The organism is Luteimonas sp. S4-F44 (assembly GCF_022637415.1).
Taxonomy (GTDB): domain Bacteria; phylum Pseudomonadota; class Gammaproteobacteria; order Xanthomonadales; family Xanthomonadaceae; genus Luteimonas.
The window spans coordinates 2,557,806-2,579,702 of sequence record NZ_CP093340.1; the positions used below are offsets into that span (position 1 = coordinate 2,557,806).

Annotated in this window: 15 protein-coding genes; 5 read left to right on the plus strand and 10 right to left on the minus strand. The window is 69.2% G+C overall.

The genetic code is table 11. The annotated features are described in order from the left end of the window. Positions 1–5: 5 nt before the first annotated feature. Positions 6–1,913 (minus strand): threonine--tRNA ligase, encoded by a 1,908-nt coding sequence (gene thrS, locus MNO14_RS11760; protein WP_241943915.1) that lies wholly within the window; start codon positions 1,911–1,913, stop codon positions 6–8. 307 nt (positions 1,914–2,220) lie between these two features. Between thrS and MNO14_RS11765 the strand changes: the two genes are divergently transcribed. Continuing rightward, positions 2,221–3,273 (plus strand): LacI family DNA-binding transcriptional regulator, encoded by a 1,053-nt coding sequence (locus MNO14_RS11765; RefSeq protein WP_241943916.1) that lies wholly within the window; start codon positions 2,221–2,223, stop codon positions 3,271–3,273. Here the strand turns inward: MNO14_RS11765 and MNO14_RS11770 are convergent. Beyond that, positions 3,252–3,644 (minus strand): group III truncated hemoglobin, encoded by a 393-nt coding sequence (locus MNO14_RS11770; RefSeq protein ID WP_241943917.1) that lies wholly within the window; start codon positions 3,642–3,644, stop codon positions 3,252–3,254. The genes MNO14_RS11765 and MNO14_RS11770 overlap by 22 nt on opposite strands. Before the next feature lie 163 nt (positions 3,645–3,807). Between MNO14_RS11770 and azu the strand changes: the two genes are divergently transcribed. Together azu and nirK are read left to right on the plus strand one after the other, a co-directional pair. Further along, the gene (azu, locus tag MNO14_RS11775; protein ID WP_241943918.1) at positions 3,808–4,263 is read left to right on the plus strand and encodes an azurin; all 456 of its coding nucleotides are present in this window, start codon (positions 3,808–3,810) and stop codon (positions 4,261–4,263) included. Positions 4,264–4,875: 612 nt separating this feature from the next. Continuing rightward, positions 4,876–6,045 carry a copper-containing nitrite reductase gene (nirK, locus tag MNO14_RS11780; protein ID WP_241943919.1) on the plus strand — a complete coding sequence of 390 codons (1,170 nt, stop codon included), beginning with the start codon at positions 4,876–4,878 and terminating at the stop codon, positions 6,043–6,045. Positions 6,046–6,121: 76 nt separating this feature from the next. Here the strand turns inward: nirK and MNO14_RS11785 are convergent, their stop codons facing one another. The 4 genes from MNO14_RS11785 to MNO14_RS11800 form a co-directional block, all read right to left on the minus strand. Then, the gene (locus MNO14_RS11785) at positions 6,122–6,517 is read right to left on the minus strand and encodes a SirB2 family protein (protein WP_241943920.1); all 396 of its coding nucleotides are present in this window, start codon (positions 6,515–6,517) and stop codon (positions 6,122–6,124) included. A gap of 68 nt (positions 6,518–6,585) precedes the next feature. After that, complete coding sequence (hemN, locus tag MNO14_RS11790) at positions 6,586–7,998, minus strand: oxygen-independent coproporphyrinogen III oxidase (protein ID WP_241943921.1); 1,413 nt, start codon at positions 7,996–7,998, stop codon at positions 6,586–6,588. Between the two features lie 110 nt (positions 7,999–8,108). Then, positions 8,109–9,833, minus strand: a complete 1,725-nt coding sequence (locus MNO14_RS11795) for an alpha-amylase family glycosyl hydrolase (RefSeq protein WP_241943922.1) — start codon at positions 9,831–9,833, stop codon at positions 8,109–8,111. A gap of 53 nt (positions 9,834–9,886) precedes the next feature. Then, positions 9,887–11,365 (minus strand): MFS transporter, encoded by a 1,479-nt coding sequence (locus MNO14_RS11800; RefSeq protein ID WP_241943923.1) that lies wholly within the window; start codon positions 11,363–11,365, stop codon positions 9,887–9,889. A gap of 195 nt (positions 11,366–11,560) precedes the next feature. Here MNO14_RS11800 and MNO14_RS11805 point away from each other — a divergent pair, with 195 nt between their 5' ends. Continuing rightward, complete coding sequence (locus MNO14_RS11805) at positions 11,561–13,180, plus strand: alpha-glucosidase family protein (protein WP_241943924.1); 1,620 nt, start codon at positions 11,561–11,563, stop codon at positions 13,178–13,180. Positions 13,181–13,184: 4 nt separating this feature from the next. Then, on the plus strand, positions 13,185–15,899 hold the full coding sequence (locus tag MNO14_RS11810) for an alpha-1,6-glucosidase domain-containing protein (protein ID WP_241943925.1): 2,715 nt from the start codon (positions 13,185–13,187) through the stop codon (positions 15,897–15,899). 36 nt (positions 15,900–15,935) lie between these two features. On the opposite strand, the gene MNO14_RS11815 is transcribed toward MNO14_RS11810, so the two are convergent. The 4 genes from MNO14_RS11815 to MNO14_RS11830 all read right to left on the minus strand — a co-directional run bounded on the left by MNO14_RS11815 (position 15,936) and on the right by MNO14_RS11830 (position 21,723). Next, positions 15,936–16,706, minus strand: a complete 771-nt coding sequence (locus MNO14_RS11815) for a 2,3-dihydro-2,3-dihydroxybenzoate dehydrogenase (protein ID WP_241943926.1) — start codon at positions 16,704–16,706, stop codon at positions 15,936–15,938. An 84-nt stretch (positions 16,707–16,790) separates the two neighbouring features. Continuing rightward, positions 16,791–20,846, minus strand: a complete 4,056-nt coding sequence (locus tag MNO14_RS11820; RefSeq protein WP_241943927.1) for an amino acid adenylation domain-containing protein — start codon at positions 20,844–20,846, stop codon at positions 16,791–16,793. Next, positions 20,846–21,091: a phosphopantetheine-binding protein gene (locus tag MNO14_RS11825; protein WP_183426800.1), complete on the minus strand. Its 246-nt coding sequence runs from the start codon at positions 21,089–21,091 to the stop codon at positions 20,846–20,848. Before MNO14_RS11825 ends, MNO14_RS11820 begins: the two co-directional genes overlap by 1 nt. Then, positions 21,088–21,723: an isochorismatase family protein gene (locus MNO14_RS11830; RefSeq protein ID WP_241943928.1), complete on the minus strand. Its 636-nt coding sequence runs from the start codon at positions 21,721–21,723 to the stop codon at positions 21,088–21,090. Before MNO14_RS11830 ends, MNO14_RS11825 begins: the two co-directional genes overlap by 4 nt. Positions 21,724–21,897 lie beyond the last annotated feature (174 nt).

Genomic DNA, 21,897 nt, shown 5'->3' on the forward strand with positions numbered 1-21,897 from the left:
AGAACTCATGCTGACACCGGCTCCGCACGGAGGCGCGAAACGAAATCGCCGACCGGCATCGTGCCCAGATCTTCCCCGGACCGCGTCCGAACCGCGACTGCGCCGTTTTCCTTCTCGCGGTCCCCGACCACGAGCAGATACGGCACCCGCTGCAGCGTGTGCTCGCGGATCTTATAGCCGATTTTCTCGTTCCGCAAATCGGCCTCGACCCGGACACCTTGATTCGCAAGGGATTTCCGCACCTCCTCGACGAAGTCGGCCTGGGCGTCTGTGATGTTCATCACCACCGCCTGCACCGGGGCCAGCCAGGCGGGGAACTGCCCGGCGTGGTGCTCGATCAGAATGCCGATGAAACGCTCCATCGAACCGACGATCGCCCGGTGCAGCATGACCGGGGTGCGGCGCTGGCTCTGCTCATCGACGTACTCCGCGCCCAGGCGCCCGGGCATCATGAAATCGACCTGCATGGTGCCCAACTGCCAAGTCCGGCCGATGGCGTCCTTGAGGTGGTACTCGATCTTCGGGCCGTAGAACGCACCCTCGCCCGGCAACTCCTCCCAGGCCACGCCGCAGGCCGACAACGCATTGCGCAGCGCGGCCTCGGCCTTGTCCCAGGTCGCGTCGTCGCCGAGCCGCGACTCGGGCCGCAGCGCGATCTTGATCTGGATCTCGTCGAAGCCGAAGTGCTTGTACACCGCCAGCGCCTGCTGGTGGAACGCCGTCACCTCCGACTCGATCTGCGCCTCGGTGCAGAACACGTGGCCGTCGTCCTGGGTGAAGCCGCGCACGCGCAGGATGCCGTGCAGCGCGCCCGAAGGCTCGTTGCGATGGCACGACCCGAATTCGCCATAGCGGATCGGCAGGTCGCGGTAGCTGTGCAGGCCCTGGTTGAAGACCTGCACGTGGCCGGGGCAGTTCATCGGCTTCACCGCATAGGTCCGCTTCTCGGACTCGGTGAAGAACATGTTGTCCTTGTAGTTGTCCCAGTGGCCGGACTTCTGCCACAGCGAGACATCGAGGATCTGCGGGCAGCGCACCTCGCCGTAACCGCTGTCGCGGTAGACCCGGCGCATGTACTGCTCGACCACCTGCCACAGCGCCCAGCCCTTGGGGTGCCAGAACACCAGGCCCGGCGCTTCCTCCTGCAGGTGGAACAGGTCCTGCGCCTTGCCGATGCGCCGGTGGTCGCGCTTCTCGGCTTCCTCGATGCGCTGGATGTAGGCCTTGAGCTGCTTGGTGTCGGCCCAGGCCGTGCCGTAGATGCGCTGGAGCTGCTCGTTCTTCGAATCGCCGCGCCAGTACGCGCCGGAGATGCGCGTGAGCTTGAACGCCTTGAGGAAGCGCGTGTTGGGCACGTGCGGGCCGCGACACATGTCGACATATTCCTGATGGAAGTACAGGCCCATCTCGGTGATGTCCGGGCTCATGTCGTCGATCAGCCGCAGCTTGTAGTCCTCGCCGCGCGCGCGGAACGTCTCGATGACCTCCGCACGCGGGGTCATCTTTTTGATCACGTCGTACTCGGTGTCGATCAGCTCGCCCATGCGCTTCTCGATCGCCGCCAGATCCTCGGGCGTGAACGGCCGCTCGCTGTAGACGTCGTAGTAGAAGCCTTCGTCGATCACCGGGCCGATGACCATCTTGACCTCGGGGTAGAGCTGCTTGACCGCGTGTCCGACCAGGTGCGCGCAGGAGTGACGGATGATCTCCACGCCCTCCGGGTCCTTGGGGGTGAGGATCTGCAGCGAGGCGTCGTGGTCGATCAGATCGGAGGCGTCGACCTGGCGGCCGTCGACCTTGCCGGCGACCGTGGCCTTGGCCAGGCCCGGGCCGATCGACTGGGCGACCTGCATGACCGTGACGGGGTGTTCGAACTCGCGGCGGCTGCCGTCGGGAAGCGTGATGGTGATCATGGGCGTGATGGGTATGAGGAAAGGTGGTGAGGCGCGAAAGCGGGCCGATCGCCAGCGTCCGATCGCCGCTCCCGAATGGATGCGCGTCGCACAAAAAAAGCGCCGCGAGGGCGCCTTGGAGAACCCGCGGGAACGATCAACGCTGGAAGGCAGTAGTGCTCATGTCGCACGCTCGGCCGGCGCAAACGCGGGCCACCTGTCGGCTGGAGGGACACCAGGGTCCGATTCTAGCCCAGAACGGCCGATCGGCGCTGCGCGCCGCGGCCGTGGCATCATGCGGTCGGCCCCAGCGCCGCAACCGCGTGCGATGACGATCAAAGGCAAGCCCACCTCCCTCGATATCGCGCACCTGGCCGGCGTCTCCCAGCCGACGGTCTCGCGCGCGTTGCGCGGGCACCCGTCGGTGAGCCGGGACACGCGCGAACGCATCCTCGCAATCGCCCGCGAGCTCAACTACAAGGTCGACAAGAACGCCTCCAACCTGCGCTGCCAGCAGTCCGGCACACTGGCGCTGCTGTTCTTCGAGGAACCGGCGGACGACGCGATCAACCCGTTCTTCCTGTCGATGCTCGGCGCGATCACCCGCGCATGCGCGCTGCGCGGCTACGACCTGCTGATCTCGTTCCAGCAGCTTTCCAGCGACTGGCATGCCGATTACGAGGACTCCCACAAGGCCGATGGCCTGCTGCTGCTGGGCTACGGCGACTACCTGCAGGCCCGCGACCGGTTACAGCAACTGGTCGAACAGGGCACCCGCTTCGTGCGCTGGGGCGCGGCGCTGCCGGGCCAGCCGGGGGTGTCGATCGGCAGCGATAACTTCCAGGGCGGCCGGGCGATGGCCGAGCACCTGCTCGCGCAGGGGCGCCGGCGCATCGCCTTCCTCGGCGACGCTTCCGCGCGCTATCCGGAGTTCCAGGAGCGCCACCGCGGCCTGGCCGCAGCGCTGGCCGAAGCCGGCCTGGCCGCCGGGCCTGCCTTGCAGGTCGATGCGGTCACCAGCGAACACTCGGGCTTCGAGGCCGTCCGCGCCCTGCTTGCCCGCGGCACGCCATTCGACGCAATCTTCGCCGGCAGCGATCTGATCGCAATCGGCGCGATGAAGGCGCTGCACGAGCACGGCCTGCGGGTGCCCGACGATGTCGCGGTCGCCGGATTCGACGACATCCCGCTGGCCGCGTTCGTGACCCCGGGGCTGTCGACCGTGCAGCAGGACACGCGCCAGGCTGGCGCGCTGCTGGTCGACACGTTGATCGCGCAGATCGAAGGCGCGCCGGCCGAAAGCCAGACGATTCCAGGCCGGTTGGTGCTGCGCGGCTCGACTGGTGCGCCGTCGCCAACTCAGCCGCGCGCGTCGCGGTAGCGCGCCAGGAACGTCGCGGCGACCCGCTCGGCCATCTCGTTGGCCAGCTGCTGCATCGGCGCATTGCCCAACGCGGCGGTGGTCTGGCGGAACAGTGCCAGCCAGCGCGCGAACATCGCCTCGTCGAGCCCGTCCAATCGCATATGCCGCTGGACCGGCGCGCCGCGGAACCGGCGGGTCCCGCGCAGCATCGCCGACCAGAAGTCGATCAGCAGCGCCAGGTGGGCCGACCAGTCCTCGACATGCGCCTCGAACACCGGCCCAAGTTGCGCATCCGCGCGGACCCGCGCGTAGAAGGCGTGGACCAGCAGGATCACCTCCTCCTCGGTGCACAGAGAAGGACGGGGGGCGGCGTACGAACTGTCGGGCATGGACGGTGCGCGGGGCGGTCAGCGCCCGGAATGAACGGCAGAAACGCCCATCATCCGGTCAGGTGACCCGAAAGGCCAGGACTGATCCAGATCAAGGCGCAGCGGTCGGCGAGGCGGGAAGATGGCCTTACGCAAGAAGACCAGACCCCAACGGAGACGCTCCATGAACACCCGTACGATGCTGCTCGGCCTCGCCCTCCTCGGCGCCGCCGGCACGGCCCACGCGACCCCGAACTGCAAGGTCAGCCTGAAGGGCAACGACCAGATGCAGTTCGACCAGCGAACCGCGACGGTGTCGGCAAGCTGCCGCACGGTCACGATCGAACTGGCCCACGTCGGCAACCTGCCGGTCACGGCCATGGGCCATAACGTGGTCCTGACCGCGACCCCGGACGCCGATGCCGTCGCCCGCGACGGCATCAAGGCCGGCGCTGCGGCCGACTACATCCAGGCCGGCGACAAGCGCGTGCTGGCGCACACCAAGCTGGTCGGTGGCGGCCAGACGGCCACGATCACCCTGCCCGGCTCGGCGCTCAAGGCCGGTGGCGACTACACCTACTTCTGCTCCTTCCCGGGCCACTCGGCAATCATGCGCGGCAAGCTGGTTGTCCAGCCCTGACCGCGCGACCCGGGCGCACGGCCCGACCTGCGACACCGGGCGCCACCTTCGGGTGGCGCTTTTTTCTTGGCTCTTCACCCCAAGCCACCGACAACCGGGGTCAGAGTGCAATTTCATCTTGCGAAATTGCACTCTGACCCCGGTTTTCTGGTGGCTCGTTGTCGGGATGTTGATGGCTTCACTTTGGGTGCGGGTGGAATCCGCTAAAGAAGCTGCGCTCTTTCTCATTGCGTCGCGCAGGCCGGGGGCTGCTCACGGCTCGGTGGCCCGTTCGGCTTCGCGGGTCGATCCGTACGACCACTTGCCTCGAAACATCGCAGGCGCATGCGCTGTCGGCGTTCTCGCCTGATATCGCCGCCTCCTACCCAGGTCGCGGACTGCACGAACATCGAGCTTCCAGTCTGACAACAAGCGTCCATCGAACAGGTTTTGCGATCCAATTGATCCGAATCAATATCGGTTTTGACCGAAGTCAATTCATTCAATTGAATTGAAGACCAATCGATTATTCGCTCACATATTCTTGATCCCGATCAAGGCGGAAGATAACCCCCGGGCGCATCTTGTTTCCACGCCAATCACACGCGAACGGAAACAAAGGAGACACCCCGGATGAAGGTCCTGAAGACCAGCCTGCTCGCCGCTGCGATCGCCCTCGCAGCCTCCCCACTGCTGTCCAGCCCCGCCCAGGCGGTCGATGCCAAGGACCTCGTCAACGCGACGCTGAGCGACGCCTCGGATCTGGACAACCTGCCGCGCCAGCACGTCGAACTCAAGCGCCCGCCTTTCGTCCACGACCACGACCAGGTTGCCCAGGGCGGCCCCAAGATCATCCAGTTCACGCTGCCCATCGTCGAGAAGGAGATCGTCATCGACGGCCAGGGCACCACGATGCACGCGATGACGTTCGGTGGCTCGGTACCGGGTCCGCTGATGGTCGTGCACGAAGGCGATTATGTCGAACTCACGCTGGTCAATCCTTCGACCAATTCGATGGTGCACAACATCGATTTCCACGCGGCCACCGGCGCGCTGGGCGGCGGCGACCTGACGGTCATCCAGCCCGGTGAGGAAGTGGTGTTGCGCTGGAAGGCCACGCGCCCGGGCACGTTCGTCTATCACTGCGCGCCCGGCGGTCCGATGACGCCCTGGCATGTGGTCTCGGGCATGCAGGGCACGGTGATGGTGCTGCCCCGCGACGGCCTCAAGGACGGCGACGGCAAGCCGCTGCATTACGACCGCGCCTACTATGTCGGCGAGACCGACTTCTACGTCCCGCGCGATGCCGACGGCAACTTCAAGAGCTATGGCTCGCACGCCGAGGCACTGCCCGACACCCTGGCCACGATGAAGAGCCTCACGCCTTCGCATATCGTGTTCAACGGGTCCGTCGGCGCACTGACGGGCGAGCAGGCGATGACCAGCAAGGTCGGTGAAACGGTGCTGCTGGTGCATTCCCAGGCCAACCGCGACAGCCGTCCGCACCTGATCGGTGGCCACGGCGACTATGTCTGGGAGGAAGGCAAGTTCAACAACGCGCCGCTCAAGGACCTGGAGACCTGGTTCATCCGCGGCGGCTCGGCCGGCGCCGCGCTCTACACCTTCCGTCAGCCGGGTCTGTACGTCTACCTCAACCACAACCTGATCGAAGCCATCCTGCTCGGCGCCGCCGCACACATCAAGGTCGAAGGCGACACGTGGAACCATGACCTGATGACCACGCCCGCGCCGGCCGGCCCGATCAAGGCCAGCACGAGCCTCGCGCTGCCTGCTGACAAGTAAGTCGCGGGCACGCGCCAGCGCTTGGGCCGCCCCTGTATCGCAGGGGTGGTCTTTCTCGTTGGATGTCGGCGCGTGCTCAGAGCAAGGAAAGGAGCCCCAGCGGGTGATGCGCACGGGCGATGCCGTAAATCTGCCCGAACGTCAGCAACGCGGCGGCATAGAACATGATCCGTGCGCGCCGCGGCCGCTTGTCGCCGAAGGCCAACATGCCCAGCACGACATAGACCACGATCAATACCACCTTGGTCGCCAGCCAGCCGTTGGCATAGAGCGCGCCGGGCAAGAGAGTCAGCAGCAGTATCGCCGCAGTCAGCAACGCGGTATCGATCGTGTAGCTGGTGTAGCGCACGCTGGCCGCCTTCGGCCAGCGCATGCCGGCAAGCAGGGCAGCCCCCCGTAGCGCGAACAGTGCGCCGCTGGTCAACGCCAGATCCATATGCGCGTGCTTGATCTGCGGGTAGAACTCGATCATCGGAACGGATCTTCGACAGGGTGCAGGTCAGCACGTGCCGACCATGGGCGGACTCCGGACGCGCGGCGTCAGATCGTGCGGGAATAGCGAGGCTGCTCACTCGGCTTTTGCAGGTACCGGTCGAAACACATCGCGATGATACGCAGCAACGGCCGACCTCTGGACGTGGCCCGGATCTCCGTGGGCGTGCACTCGACTAGCGCATCGGCCTGCAGTGGCGCCAGCGCCGCCAGTTCTCCAGCGAAGTAGGCCGCGAAGTCGAGCGCGTAGGCGCGCTCGATCGCGCCGATGTCGATCTCGCCCTGGCACATCAACCGCTGGATGAGGTCGGCGCGCAGCACGTCGTCGTGCCCGAGCGCCAGGCCGCGCCAGATCGGCAGCATGCCCGCGTCGATCGCCGCTTCCCACTCGGCCAGGCCGCGGTGGTTCTGAGAAAAACTGTCGCCGACATGGCTGATCGCGCTCACGCCCAGGCCCACCAGATCGGTCTGCGCGTGCGTGGTGTAGCCCATGAAGTTGCGGTGTAGCCCGCCCTCGCGCTGGGCCCGCGCCAGTTCGTCGTCGGGCAGTGCGAAGTGGTCCATGCCGACGTAGCGGTAGCCGGCCGCCGCGAGCTTCTCGACCGCCAGGCCCAACAGCGCAAGCTTCTCCTCGGGCGCCGGCAGCGTGGCGGAATCGATCTGGCGCTGTGGTCGGAACATGTCCGGCAGGTGCGCATAGCCGTAGATCGCGAGCCGGTCTGGGCGTACCTGCATCACGGTGTCGAGCGTGCGGCCGAAGCCCTCAAGCGTCTGCTTGGGCAGGCCGTAGATCAGGTCGACGTTGAGCGAGCGCATGCCATGGCGACGGCTGGCCTCGATGATCTCCAAGGTTTGCTCGACGCTCTGGATGCGGTTGACCGCCGCCTGCACGACCGGGTCGAAATCCTGCACCCCGAGACTGGCGCGGTTGAAGCCGATCTCGGCCAGGCGGCCGATGTCGTCAGGGGTGACGAAGCGCGGGTCGAGCTCGATCGAAAAATCGCGCGCCGAGTCCTGGCTGAACCGGAAGTGCGTCCCCAGGCGTTCGACCAGTTCGGCGATCTGGCCGGGGCCGAGGAAGTTCGGCGTCCCGCCGCCCAGATGCAGTTGCACCACCTCACGATCGGCGTCGAACAGCGGCGCGACCATCGCGATCTCGCGATGCAGACGGTCCAGGTAGACCTGCCCGCGCTCCTCGTCGCGGGTGATGATGCGGTTGCAGCCGCAGTAGAAGCAGGGGCTGCGGCAGAACGGCACGTGCACGTACAGCGACAGCTGGCGCGGGATCGGGTCCTCGTTACCGCGCCGCGCGAGCGCCTGGAAGTCGTCCTCGCCAAAGCCGGGCAGGAACTGCGGCGCGGTCGGGTACGAGGTGTACCGGGGCCCGGGCCGGTCGTAGCGACGCAGCAGGTCCGGGTCGAAAGGCCAGTCCTGCGGACAGGCGGAAGCGATGGTGGTCATGCGGCCAGTATCCGCGACAGTGTGTCGCTCCCGCCTTGACTGAAGTCAATCCGATCAATCGGATAGGCGCATTCAATCTGAACGCGCATGCCGCGCGCCCGGCTCGCCGATCAGCGCGGCCCGCCTAGCCGGCCGTCCATCGCCTGCCGCAAACGGGCGCGCAGGTCGGCACGCCGCGGCGCCGCGTCGAGCACGAAGACCCGCAGCCCGTGCGCGGGCACGGTGGCCGACAGCCGGTTGGTCACCGCATGCGTGCCGCCGTCGAGCGCGTCGCGCCAGGTCCCCGGCTCGAGCCACCGCGTCACCTCGGCCTGCCACGGCGCCTCGCCCTTGTTGAGCAACACCAGCGCAATCTGCGCGCTGCCCTCGACATCGAGCACGCGGTAGAACGCGGCATGATCGCCCTCGAGCCCGAGATCGAGCTGCAGCCCGCGCTGCAACGCCGGAGTCGTGCGACGCAGGTTCGCGACCCGGGTCAGTGCGGCGTGGATCGGATGCGCGGCGGCGGCATCGACGCGCGCCTGGCCGAAGTAGGCGCGGTTGCCGGCGTGCTCGGCGCGGCCGCGCATGAAACCGGTCTCCGAGCCGTAGTAGATCACCGGGATGCCGCGCGCGGTGAACAGCCAGTTGTGCGCGTCGATGAAGCCGGCATCGCTGGCGTCCATACGCGGCATATCGTGGTTGTCGTAGAACGTCGTCAGCTCGTACGGATTCGCGTACGGCCCGCCTTCCAGATGCAGCGATGGCGCCAGGCGCTCGAAGCCGGCGCCCTTGGCGAAGACCTCGTCCATCGCCTGCTTCATCGGGAAATCCAGCACGCTGATACCGCCGTTGGCGGGCCAGGTGTGCTCGGCGATCCGATTGGCATCGAACTCGAACGCCTCGCCGAACATGAAGAAGCCTGGATGCCGGGCGCGGATGCGCTCGGCGAATTCGCGCCAGAACGCATGCGGCATCCAGGCGATGGTGTCGACCCGGAAGGCATCCGCGCCCTGATCGATCCACTGCAGGTAGGCGCCGGCCAGGTAATCCATGACCGCCGGGTTCGCGGCATCGAAATCGCTGAGCTGGGCGAGGTTGCCATCGAAGATCGACCCGGTCTTCGCGTCGACCGGGCCGACGTTGCTGTAGAACGCATGCAGCGGATTGCCCGCCGGGTCGAGTTGCTGCGGCGGCAGGTTCTGGTGGTCGGCGACCAGCCTACCCTGCGCATCGAAGATCTGGCCGAAGCCGGGCTGCGCGGTGGGCATCGTCCACGACGGCGAGCCGTGGTTGCCGACGATGTCGAGCACGGTCTTCAGGCCCGCGGCGCGCATGCCGTCGGTGAAACCGCGGAAGTCGAGATCGGCGCTGGGCAGGTGTTCGTCGAGCGTGTAGAAGTTCGTGCCCCAGTAGCCGTGGTAGCCGGTCTTGCCGCGGTCGCTGAGCGTGCTGTTGCAGGTGATCGGGTCACCACCCGTGAACGCCTCGTCAGGGTTGTCGACGATCGGCGTGATCCACACCGCGCCAAAGCCCATGGCGCGGATGTAGCCGGCGTTGTCGAGCACGCCGCGGAAGTCGCCGCCGAGGTAGCCGATGTTGCCGTCGATGCCGTCCGGACACCGCACCGGGATGTCGAAGGTGCGATGCGCCCCGCCCTGGTCGCGGTGGTCGTTGCTCGGATCGCCGTTGACGAAGCGGTCGGTGACGACGAAGTACACCGCGTGCTCGGCGAACGGCTCGAGCGTGCCGTACAGACCTGTGGTTTCAGATGCTCCTGGCGCATCGTGGGTCGCGACGTGGCTGCAGCCGGCGCACAGCAGCGCGGTGAGCAGGACGGTGGGGGTTCGCGGCATCGCGGAACTCCTGGTGTGGGAACGTGAAGAAAGACCAGCGCGGGCCGCGCGCCTCATGCGATGCGCGGACGCGAGACCCGCAACACGCACAGCCCTGCGATCGCGAGGCTCGCGCCGCCGAGCATCAGCACGCGCATCGGCTCGCCATCGAACACGCGTCCGAGCAGGAATCCCAGCGTGCTGACCGCAACCAGCTGCGGAATCACGATGAAGAAATTGAAGATACCCATGTACACGCCCATCTTCTCGGCCGGCAGGCTGTCGGACAGCAGCGCATACGGCAGCGACAGGATCGAGGCCCAGGCGAAGCCGACGCCGACCATCGAGGCGAGCAGCCAGCGCGGGTCGTCGACGAATGCGATCGACAGCAACCCCAGCGCGCCGAGCATCAGGTTGACCAGATGCGCGCCGCGCAGCCCCAAGCGACGCGCCAGCCACGGGATCACGATCGCGGCCAGCGCGGCGAAGCCGTTGTAGGCGGCGAACAACACGCCGACCCAGTTGGCACCGTCGTTGTAGGCCGCCGACTGCGGATCGCTGCTGCCGTAGTGGGTCTGTGCGACGGCTGCAGTGGTGTAGATCCACATCGCGAACAGGCCGAACCACGAGAAGAACTGCACGACCGCCAGCTGGCGCATCGTCGTGGGCATCGCATGCAGGTCGGCGGCGATCGTGGCCAGCATCCGCTGCGGGGCCAGCCGCGCGGCGACCAACCGCAGCAGGCCGTAGCCCAGCGGCAGACTGGCCAGCACATAGAGCATGCGGTCCAGGTCGAGCGCAGCCACCGCGGCGACGCCAGCCACGCCGACCAACAGCCAGACGAGCCCGCCGCCCGCCGGCGGCACCGGCGCGTCGGCGGCCGGCAACGCGCCTTCGGGCGTCGCATCGTCGAAGGTGCGCAGCACCTCGGGCGGGTATTCGCGCGTGCGCACCACCGTCCACAACACGGCCAGCAGCAGCACCGCGCCGCCGAACCAGAACGCATAGCGCACCGTGTCGGGCACTTCACCGGGCCCGGCGGTGTTGGCGACGCCCGCCTTGGCGAGCACGAACGGCAGCGCACTGGCGATCACCGAGCCGACGCCGATGAAGAAGCTCTGCATCGCATAGCCGGTCGGGCGCTGGCGCGGTGCCAATTGGTCGCCAACGAAGGCGCGGAACGGTTCCATCGACACGTTCAGCGACGCGTCGAGTACCCACAGCGTGCCGGCGGCGATCCACAACTCGGGCGAGGTCGGCATCACCACCAGTGCGGCAGTCGAGAACAGCGCGCCCCACAGGAAGTACGGGCGGCGGCGGCCCAGCCGCGTCCAGGTGCGGTCGGAGAAGTAGCCGATCACCGGCTGCACCAGCAGGCCGGTCAGCGGGGCGGCGATCCACAGGCCGGGGACCTGCTCCATGTCGGCGCCGAGCGTCTGGAAGATGCGGCTGACGTTGGCGTTCTGCAGGGCGAACCCGAACTGGATGCCCAGAAAGCCGAAGCACATGTTCCAGATCTGCCAGAACGACAGTGACGGTTTGCGGTTGCCCATCGCTGCGAGGCCCCTCCCAAGGTCCGCTGCGCCGACGCAGGGTGCGCCGGCCAGGCCATGGTAGCGAGCGCACTCACAGCGGCGGCGACCTGCATACGTATTCATGCCACAGGCCCAGGACGTGCGCTTTCGCAGGCGACGCGGCATCGTCTACCGTCCCACCGCGCCACAGAAGGCGACCGAAGGCAGAGAGCGATGAGCGACAGGAGGTGGTGGCGGGGCGCGGTGATCTACCAGATCTACCCGCGCAGCTTCATGGACAGCGACGGCGACGGCGTGGGCGACCTGCCCGGCATCATCGACCGGCTGGCGCATGTCGCTAGCCTGGGCGTGGATGCGATCTGGATCTCGCCGTTCTTCCGCTCGCCGATGGCCGACTACGGCTACGACATCGCCGACCAGTGCGACGTCGATCCGATGTTCGGCACCCTGGCCGACTTCGATGCGTTGCTGGCCAAGGCGCACGCGCTGGGCCTGAAGGTGATGATCGACCAGGTCTTCAGCCACACCTCCGATGCGCATGCCTGGTTCGAGGAGAGCCGGCAATCGCGCGACAACCCCAAGGCCGACTGGTACGTCTGGGCCGATGCCAAGCCCGATGGCACGCCGCCCAACAATTGGCTGTCGATCTTCGGCGGCCCGGCCTGGCGTTGGGACCCGCGGCGCTGCCAGTACTACCTGCACAACTTCCTGTCGAGCCAGCCCGACCTGAACTTCCACAACCCGGACGTGCAGCAGGCCACGCTGGACTATGTGAAGTTCTGGCTCGATCGCGGCGTCGACGGCTTCCGGCTGGATTCGATCAACTTCTGCTTCCACGACGCGCAGTTGCGCGACAACCCCGCCAAGCCCGAGGCGCTGCGCGTGGGCCGAGGCTTTGCGCCCGACAACCCGTACGCCTTCCAGTACCACTGGTACAACAACACCCAGCCGGAGAACATCGGCTTTCTCGAGCGGCTGCGTGCACTGATGGACGGCTACGCGGATGTCGCCGCGCTGGGCGAGATCTCGGCTGAGGATTCGCTGGCGACCACCGCCGAGTACACCAGCGCCGGCCGCCTGCACATGGGTTACAGCTTCGAGCTGCTGGTCGACGATTTCAGCGCCGGCTACATCCGCGACACCGTCGAACGCCTGGAAGCGGCGATGACCGACGGCTGGCCATGCTGGGCGATCTCCAACCACGATGTCCAGCGCGCAGTCACGCGCTGGGGCGGTACACAACCCAGCGACGATTTCGCCCGGCAGCTGGTCGGCCTGGTCTGCGCGCTGCGCGGTTCGGTCTGTCTGTATCAGGGCGAGGAACTGGGTCTGCCCGAGGCCGAGGTGCCGTTCGAGCAACTGCGCGACCCCTACGGCATCGCGTTCTGGCCCAACTTCAAGGGCCGCGACGGCTGCCGCACGCCGATGCCTTGGACCGACGAGGCCGGCGCCGGCTTCACCACCGGTCAGCCGTGGCTGCCGATCCCCGACGCGCATCGCGCGCGCAGTGTCGAGGCGCAGTCGCGCGACGACGGCTCGGTGCTCGCCGGCGTGCGCCGCTTCCTGCACTGGCGGCGCGCGCAACCGGCGCTGGTCGTCGGCACGCAGCGCTTCGTCGATGCGCCCGAGCCGGTGCTGGCCTTCGTGCGCGGCGACGGCGACGACCGCGTGCTGGCGGTGTTCAATCTGTCGGGACAGGCACTCGACTGGACGCTGCCCACGGCACTCGCACGCCTGCGCGTGCTCGACGGCCACGGCCTGTTGCCCGGCGTCCTCGATGGTGACCGCGTCCGCCTGCCGCCACACGCGGCGCTGTTCGCTGCGGTGGACTGACGCGGTGCGCCTGTCGCGCACCGCGCGGTACGGAACGCTTGCCGCCGGTCTGCTGGCCTGCGGCGGTGCCCTCGCCGCTCCCGGCGCACTGGCCGACTGCGACGCGCCCGACGTCGCGCGCACGCTGCACCCCGTCCAGGCCGGCGCGCTGCCCGATCACGCCCGCGCCCACTGGCTCGATCGCCATCTGTTGCGCTGGCCGGGCACCGCGGCCGCAGCCGGAACCCGCTTCCGTCTGTATCACGCCGCCGACGCCACGTTGATCGTCCGACCGGGCGCGCGCGTGCAAGGCGACGATGGCGCACTTGAGCTCGTCGTGCGCGCAGCTCAGGTGCCCGCGGCGCTGCGCGATCGCTTTGGCTTCGTCGGCGAGGGCGTCACTCTGGAAACCGACGCGGACGACGCGACGCTGTCGACGCTGCATCGCAGCCAGTTGCTGCTGGTGCACGAAGACGCGCACGGCCGCGTTCTCGCCGCGACCGCAATCCAGCATGCCGGCGCCCTCGACGACCTCTACGCCGCAGCAACCACGCTGCCGGCGCTCGGCGCATCGCCCGACAACGCAGGAACCGCGTTCCGGCTGTGGGCGCCCACGGCGCAGTCGGTCGCGCTGTGCCTCTACGACGCTGCCGACGCACCGGCCGCCGCGGTCCGCACGCTCGAGCGCGACGCCGCGACCGGCAGTTGGTCGACCGTGGTCCCCGGCGACCTGTCGGGCCAGTCCTATCTGTGGCTGGTCGACGTGTTCGTGCCGGGCACCGGTGTCGTCCGCAACCGCGTCACCGACCCTTACTCCGTCGCGCTGACCGCCGACTCGCGGCGCAGCGTCGTGTTCGACCTGGACGCACCCGCGCTCAAGCCCGAGGGCTGGGACGCGCACGCCGCGCCCGCGCTCCGCACCGCGGCCGACCAGGTGGTCTACGAGCTGCACGTGCGCGACTTCTCGCGCGACGACGCCAGCGTACCGGCAGCCCAGCGCGGCCGCTATACCGCCTTCGCACAGGCTGACTCGCACGGCGTGCGCCATCTGCGCCGGCTGCGCGCGGCCGGCGTGACCGACGTGCACCTGCTGCCCGTGTTCGATCTGGCCACGGTGCCGGAGGTCGGCTGCGTCACGCCCGATGTGCCCGATGCGGCGCCCGACAGCGCTGCGCAACAGGCCGCGGTCATGGCGGTCGCGGCGCAGGACTGCTTCAACTGGGGCTACGATCCACTGCACTTCAACGCGCCCGAGGGCAGCTTCGCCAGCGACGCGACGGACCCGGCCGCGCGCATCGTCGAGTTCCGGCAGATGGTGCAGGCGTTGCACGCGCTCGATCTGCGCGTGGGCATGGACGTGGTCTATAACCACACCAGCGCCTGGGGCCAAGACCCACACTCGGTGCTCGACCGTATCGTGCCGGGCTATTACCACCGCTACGACGCCGACGGCCGCGTCGCGCATTCGACCTGCTGCGCCAACACCGCGACCGAGCACGCGATGATGGCCAAGCTCATGATCGATTCGGCCGAGCTATGGGTGCGTCACTACCGTATCGATTCGTTCCGCTTCGACCTGATGGGCCATCAGCCGCGTGCGGCGATGGTCGCGTTGCAGGCGCGCGTGGACGCCGCGGCCGGGCGCCCGGTGCAGCTGCTGGGCGAAGGTTGGAACTTCGGCGAGGTCGCCGATGGCGCGCGCTTCGTGCAGGCCTCGCAGCGGTCGCTCGGAGGGACCGGCATCGGCAGTTTCAGCGACCGCGCCCGCGACGCGGTGCGCGGCGGCGCGCCCTCGGACAGCGGCGCGGCCTTGCACGCCCACCGTGGCTGGATCCACGGCCACGCCGATGCGGCGTTGCTGCGGCGCCAGGCCGAGCTGGTCCGCGTCGGCCTGGCCGGCACATTGCGCGACTACCGGCTGCCAGACGGCCGCACGCTCGCGCAGATCGACTACGCCGGCCAGCCGGCCGGCTTTGCGACCCAGCCGACCGAGGTCGTGAACTACGTCGAGAACCACGACAACCAGACATTGTTCGACATCAACGTGTTCCGCCTGCCGGCCGATGCCGACGCCGATGCGCGCGTCAACGCGCAGGTGCTGGCCATCGCCACCACCGCGTTCAGCCAGGGCATCGCCTACCTGCACGCCGGCGTCGAGCTGCTGCGCTCCAAGTCGCTGGACCGCAACAGCTTCGACTCGGGCGACTGGTTCAACCGCATCGACTGGACCGGCGCTACACACGGCTTCGGCACCGGCCTGCCGCCTGCGCCCGACAACAGCGCCAACTGGTCGCTGATGCGCCCGTTGCTGGCCGATGCGATGCGCATCCGCCCCGACCAGCGCGATGTGCTGCGCACGCGCGACATGAGCCTGGACCTGCTGCGCATCCGCGCCAGTACGCCGCTGTTCCGCCTGCCCGACGCCGCGCAGGTCCAGGCCCGCCTGCGTTTTCCCGGCGCCGATGCCGACCCCGAACTCGTCGCCGGGCACCTGGACGGCCGCGGGCTGGCCGATGCCGGCTTTGCCGACGTGCTCTACGCGATCAACGTCGCCGATGAGGCGCGCACGCTCGATGCGCCCGAGCTTGCCGGGCGCGCGTGGACCCTGCATCCGGTGCACCGCGCGCCCGAGGCGGCCGATCCACGTCCGCGCGACGCCGCCCGGATCGACGCCGCGCGCGGCCGCTTCACCGTGCCGCCGCGCACGGCGCTCGTCTTCGTCGTGCCGACGGACGCGTGACGGCGTGCCGCGCGCGCAACGCGCGACGCGATCGACTCAGGCCCGCAGCGTCGCCCCGCCGTCGACGTACAGGTCCTGCATCGCGATATGGCCGGCCTGCTCGGACAGCAGAAACATCGCGGCATTCGCCACGTCCATCGGCTCGGCGAGCTTGCCGAGCGGGATGCCGCTCTTGAACGTCGCCAGACTGCCGGCGATGACCTTGGCCTCACCGTTGGCATCGGCCCACATCCCGGTCTGCATCGGCGTGCGCGTGGACCCCGGCGCAACCAAGTTGCAGCGGATGCCCAGCGGCGCGAGCTCCAGCCCCAGACAGCGCACGAACATCGTCGCCGCGGCCTTCGACGCCGCGTAGGCCGACATCGCATGGCGCGGGATACCTGCGGCGTTGGACCCGACGACGACCAGCGCGCCGCGGCGGCGTGGCGCCATGACCCGGGCGAGTGCGCGACCGACGTGGAACACGCCGTCGGCATTGACCGCGAACGTGCGCCGCCACTCCGCATCGCTAGTCTCCAGCACCGGGGTCGTCGACAGCACGCCGGCAACATGCGCGGCGAGGTCGATCGGCCCGACATCGGCCTCCACCTGCGCGATGAGCGCATCGACCGCCGCCGCGTCGGTTACATCGAGCGCGAACGCATGGGCCGGCGCGACGCCGCTCGCCGCGGCGAGTTCGGGCGCGCGCACGTCGGTCGCGATCACTGTCGCGCCGCTGGCGCGCAGCAGATCCACCACGGCGGCGCCGATGCCGCCGGCCGCGCCGGTGACCAGCGCGATCCGGCCTTCGAATCCTGTGAGTTGCATGAGGGTCTCCGCAATGGGGCGTGGACGTGGTCGTACACTGTGGCCTGAGACTTCAACGCGCGCCCGGCGCATCGTCCGCCGCGCTCAGGGGCGTGGGTCGAAGGCGGCCAGCCGCGCGTCGAGCAGCGGCGCGATCGCCGCCGTCGCGTCGCGGCCGGTCAACTCGCCGTGCCGGAACGGCAACTCGACCGCCTCCACCCGCGCCGCGTGCGCCTGCCATAACGCCGACTGCAGCTGCGGCCGGTCGACGTGGTCGAGGCCGGCGCGCACATGCAGCAGTGTGCCGTCATAGCGCGTGTGGTGGTGCCGGCGCACGAGCCGATTGGTGTCGACGACCGCACGCACCACGCCGTCGAGCACGTGGCCCGGCAGGTTGCCGAGCGCGCTGTCGCCGCGGCGCAGGAACTCGACGATCGCCTCGCGGCTGCGCAGCTCGGGATGGCGGTCCGGATCGTAACCGGCGATCGCCAGCAACGCCCGCAGCGCATCGACCGCATCAGGCTCGGGCTCGGCGCGCCAGCACTCGCTGGGATAGGCATCGAGCAATGTGAGCAGGCCGACCTCGCGACCGAGCGCCCGCAGCCGCACCGCCATCGCCTGGGCGAGGATGCCGCCGACCGACCAGCCAAGCAGGTGCAGCGGGCCAGTCGGCTGCAGCGCGGCCACGCGGCGGGCGTAGTCGTCGGCCAGCGCGTCGATGCTGCCGGGCAGCGGCTGCGCCAGATCCAGCGCCGGCGACTGCAGACCGTGGACGTCGCGCCGGGGACGCAGGGCGCGTGCCAGCTCCCGGTAGCACCACGCGATGCCACCGGCAGGATGCACAACGAACAGGGGCGCACGCGCTGGCGCCGCATCACCGCGCGCCAGCGCGATCGTCGGGCCAAGACCGTCATCGGGCGTGGCCTCGTCGGCATCGAGCAGCGCGGCGATGCCGGCCACCGTCGGCGTCGCGAACAACGCGCCGAGGCCCGGATCGCGACCGAACCGGCGCTGGATCGACAGCAGCAGGTGCACCGCCGACAAGGAATCGCCGCCCAGCGCAAAGAAGTCACCATCGCCGCCGACACGCGCGACGCCCAGCGCCTGCGCGAACAAGCCGGCGACCGCGGCCTCGGTCGGGGTGCGCGGCGCCACGAACGCCCCGGCATCGAACGCCGGCGCCGGCAGCGCATCGCGGTCGAGCTTGCCGTTGGCCGTCACCGGCCAGGTGTCCAGCGCGACGAACGCGGCCGGCACCATGTAGTCGGGCACCTGCGCGGCGACGGCCGTGCGCAGCGCCTCGGCATCGAACGCACCGGCGTCGACCGGCTGCAGATACCCGACCAGGCGTCGGTCGCCGGCGCGGTCCTCGCGCACGATCACCGCCGCCTGGGCGGCCTGTCCGCTGGCGACGATCGCCGCCTCGATCTCGCCCAGTTCGATGCGCAGGCCACGCAGCTTGACCTGGTGGTCGCTGCGACCGAGGAATTCGACGGCACCATCGGCGCGCCAGCGCGCGAGGTCGCCGGTGCGGTACAGACGCCCACCGGGCCGATGCGGATCGGCGATGAACCGCTCGGCGGTCAGGTCGGCACGACCGAGGTAGCCGCGCGCGAGCTGCACGCCGCCCAGGTACAGGTCACCGACGACGCCGGGCGGCAGCGGGCGCATGCGCGCATCGAGCACATCGAGCTGCGTGTTCCAGACCGGGAAGCCGATTGGCACCGGGCGCGAGGTGTCGTCGGCGCCGGCCGGCCAGAAACTCACATCGACCGCGGCTTCGGTCGGCCCGTAGAGGTTATGCAACTCGGCGCGCACACTGCGGTGGAAGCGATCGCGCAGGTCGGCATCCAGCGCCTCGCCGCTGCAGAACACCCGGCGCACGGCCAGCCCGTCGGCATCGGGCGCCGCCAGGAACGCGGCCAACATCGACGGCACGAAATGCAGCGTGGTGATGCCGCGCTCGCGGATCAGCCGGGCCAACGCGACCGGATCGCGATGCGCATCCGGCGGCGCGACATCGAGCACTGCGCCCGCGATCAACGGCAGGAAGAACTCCCACACCGAGACATCGAAGGTTGCCGGCGTCTTTTGCAGGATGCGATCGGACGCGTCGATGCGGTAATGCGTGCGCATCCATTCCAGGCGGTTGACGATCGCGCGGTGCTCGACGACGACGCCCTTCGGCTCGCCGGTCGAGCCCGAGGTGTAGATCACGTAGGCCGCATCGCCCGGCTGTGCCGGGGACACGAACGGCACATCGGCAGTTCCACCTCCCCCGCGTGCAGGGGAGGTCGGCGCCGAAGGCGACGGGTGGGGGCCGGGCGCGTCGCGGCGTTCGCCCCCACCCAGCCCTCGCCCGCTGGCGGGGGAGGGTTCGCTTCCCATCCCAGTCACGCCGAAGGCGGGCCAGTCGTCCGGCGCGAACAGCGGCACGTCGCTGGGCCACCTCGGCGCGGTGTCGCGCGCAGCCAGCACGCAAAGCGGCTGGGCCGAGCGCAGGATGCGGGCGAGCCGCTCGTCCGGGTGCGCAAGGTCGAGCGGCAGGTAGGCGCCGCCGGCGCGCAGCACCGCGACCAGGGCGACCACGAGCTCCAGCGAGCGCGGCAGTGCGACCGCGACAACATCGTCGCGGCCGAGTCCGCGCGCCTGCAGTGCGCGCGCCAGAGCGCGGGTCCGGCGATCGAGCTCGGCGTAGGTCAGCGTGGTGTCGCCGAAGGCCAGCGCCGGCGCGTCTGGTGTCGCCGCCATTGCCGCCTCGATCAATGCAGCCAGCGTCATATCGGGCAGCGGGTGCGCGGTCGCGTTGAAGTCCACCAGCGCGCGCCGCGCCTCGTCCGCTGTCGCCAACGGGATGTCATCGATGCCATCGGCCGTGCAGGCCGCGGCGAGAAACGCCTGCAACCGCTGCGCGTGCGCGGCGATCTCGTCGGCGCCGTACAGATCCGGATTGGCCTCGAACTCCAGTTCGAGCGCGGTCGCCCCGTCGCCGCGGAAGCCGATCGTCACATCGTCGATCGGTCCGGTCCCCAGGATCTCCAGCCGCACCTGCGCGCCATGCAACCGCGGCGGCCGGTAGAACGGCTGCACGTTGACCAGCGGGCCATGCAGGCGGCGCTGGCCGCCGATCAAGCCGAGGTCGCGGCGCAACTGCTCGCCACGATAGCGGCCGTGGCGTCGCCCGCGCACCAACGCGCGCGCGGTCGCCTGCACGAAGTCGGCCAGCGACGCGCCGGGCATCGCCGGCACGCGCAGCGGCAGCACGTTCATGACCATCGCCGGCACCCGCGCGCTTGCGCTGCCCAGTCGGCCCATGTACGGCACCCCGACTACCGCCTCCGCCTGCCCGGCCATGCGCCGGCAGTACTCGGCGGCCAGCGCGGTCAACACGTCCGGCCAGGGCTGTTCGAGCCGCTGCGCAAGCGCAAGCAGGCCGGCGCGCAACGCAGCATCGAGGCCGACACTCAGGCGATGACAGCCATGCGCGGCCGGCGCGAAGCCCGCGCCGAGGCCGGAGACCGCCGGCATACCGGCCAACGCCTGGCGCCAGTAGGCAGCGTCCTGACGGCATTTGTCCGACACGGCGTAGGCCGCGTCCTCGGCGATCGCGGCCTCGAGCGGCGCGAACGGCGCGCCCGCGTCGGCCCCGCCTCGCGCGGCCCCGTACAGGGCCAGCACGCGTTCGGTCAGCAGCGCCATGCCGTAGCCGTCGGTCGCCAGGTGGTGCACGCGCAGGTACCAGACGAACCGGTCGTCGCCGAGCGTGTACAGCCGCTGCAGCGCAAGCCGGTCGCGCGTCGGGTCGACCGGCGTATCGCGGTCACGCGCCATCGCCGCCCGCGCAGCGCGCTCGGGCGCGTCCGTACGCGACAGATCGACCACCTCCAATGGCGGCAGATGCTCGGGATCGACGTCCATCCGCGGACCCTCGGCGGTATCGCGCATGCGCAGCGACAACGCCGACGCCTCGGCCGCGGCCTGCTCGGCCGCGCGCACGAACGCGTCCACGTCCAGCGCCCCGTCGATCCACAGCGCATGCGCGGTGTTGAACGCCGGGTTGTCCGGCGCCAACCGCTGCGCATACCACAGGCCCGACTGCGCCTGGGTCAACGGCCAATCGCCGGCGACCGACGCCACGGACGCCTTCACCGCCTCGGCCATCAGACGCGCTTCTGCTGCAGGTCCTGCACCACGCGCCACCAACCGGCCAGCGTGGTGTGCTCTGCCAGGTGCGAGAACTCCAGCGGCAGGCCGGACTCGCCCCACTTCATCACCAGACCGAGCACGCGCATCGAGTCCAGGCCCAGATCCATCAGATTGTCGTCATCGCCGATATCCTCGGGCGCCTCGCCCAACTGTCGGGCGATGTCGGCGCGCATGCGCGCCAAGGTCAGGGGATCGCTCATCGCAACAGCTCCAGAATTCGGTCGGTGGTCAGCGGCACGCCGCAGGTGCGCGCAATCCAATGCAGCGCCATGTCATGGTCGGCGCGGGTGAAATCGGCGACAGCATCAGCAGCGACGAACGTCTGGATGTCGCGCTGGAACGCCTCGGTCGCCGTCGAAAGCACGCCGATGTGCGCGTAGATCCCGGTGATCAGCACCTGGTCGCGACCGCGCGCCCGCATCAACGTCTCCAGGTTGCTGCGCTGGAACGCGCTGTAACGATGCTTGACCAGCACATGGTCGCCATCGGCCGGCGCCAGCGCATCGACGATCGTCTCGTGCTCGGGCACCGCACGCATGCCCGGGCCCCACAGATCGGCCTGCAGCCCACGATCGCGCCGATCCTGATTGCCGCGCTGCGCGGTGTAGACCACCGGAATACCACGTCCGCGCGCATGCGCCAGCAACCGTGCCAGGTTGGCAATCGCCGGCGCGATCGGCGCGGCCTGCACCTCGTAGGCCGCCAGGAAATAGCGCTGCATGTCATGCACCAGCAACACCAGGCGATCGGCCTCGGGCTGCCACGGCCCACGCGCGGCCGGCAACTCGGCCGCCGTCGGCAACGGGTACACAGGAATCGTCGGAAGGCCCATGTCTACTCGCTCAATCCATCTGCAGTCGTCAGTACACGCCCGACACTCGCCTCATTCGCAGACGCCAGGTGATCTGCTTCAAAACGCAGCGCCGAACTCTCCGAAGGCACCATCGACACGTCGCCGGCAGCGGACTGATGGCCGGTGGCCGCGCCAAGCGCGCCAGGGGTGAGC

Excerpts from the sequence above, each read along its gene's own strand:
- thrS (WP_241943915.1), bottom strand. The coding sequence starts at position 1,913 with ATGATCACCATCACGCTTCCCGACGGCAGCCGCCGCGAGTTCGAACAC.
- MNO14_RS11765 (WP_241943916.1), top strand. The coding sequence starts at position 2,221 with ATGACGATCAAAGGCAAGCCCACCTCCCTCGATATCGCGCACCTGGCC.
- MNO14_RS11770 (WP_241943917.1), bottom strand. The coding sequence starts at position 3,644 with ATGCCCGACAGTTCGTACGCCGCCCCCCGTCCTTCTCTGTGCACCGAG.
- azu (WP_241943918.1), top strand. The coding sequence starts at position 3,808 with ATGAACACCCGTACGATGCTGCTCGGCCTCGCCCTCCTCGGCGCCGCC.
- nirK (WP_241943919.1), top strand. The coding sequence starts at position 4,876 with ATGAAGGTCCTGAAGACCAGCCTGCTCGCCGCTGCGATCGCCCTCGCA.
- MNO14_RS11785 (WP_241943920.1), bottom strand. The coding sequence starts at position 6,517 with ATGATCGAGTTCTACCCGCAGATCAAGCACGCGCATATGGATCTGGCG.
- hemN (WP_241943921.1), bottom strand. The coding sequence starts at position 7,998 with ATGACCACCATCGCTTCCGCCTGTCCGCAGGACTGGCCTTTCGACCCG.
- MNO14_RS11795 (WP_241943922.1), bottom strand. The coding sequence starts at position 9,833 with ATGCCGCGAACCCCCACCGTCCTGCTCACCGCGCTGCTGTGCGCCGGC.
- MNO14_RS11800 (WP_241943923.1), bottom strand. The coding sequence starts at position 11,365 with ATGGGCAACCGCAAACCGTCACTGTCGTTCTGGCAGATCTGGAACATG.
- MNO14_RS11805 (WP_241943924.1), top strand. The coding sequence starts at position 11,561 with ATGAGCGACAGGAGGTGGTGGCGGGGCGCGGTGATCTACCAGATCTAC.
- MNO14_RS11815 (WP_241943926.1), bottom strand. The coding sequence starts at position 16,706 with ATGCAACTCACAGGATTCGAAGGCCGGATCGCGCTGGTCACCGGCGCG.
- MNO14_RS11820 (WP_241943927.1), bottom strand. The coding sequence starts at position 20,846 with ATGGCCGAGGCGGTGAAGGCGTCCGTGGCGTCGGTCGCCGGCGATTGG.
- MNO14_RS11825 (WP_183426800.1), bottom strand. The coding sequence starts at position 21,091 with ATGAGCGATCCCCTGACCTTGGCGCGCATGCGCGCCGACATCGCCCGA.
- MNO14_RS11830 (WP_241943928.1), bottom strand. The coding sequence starts at position 21,723 with ATGGGCCTTCCGACGATTCCTGTGTACCCGTTGCCGACGGCGGCCGAG.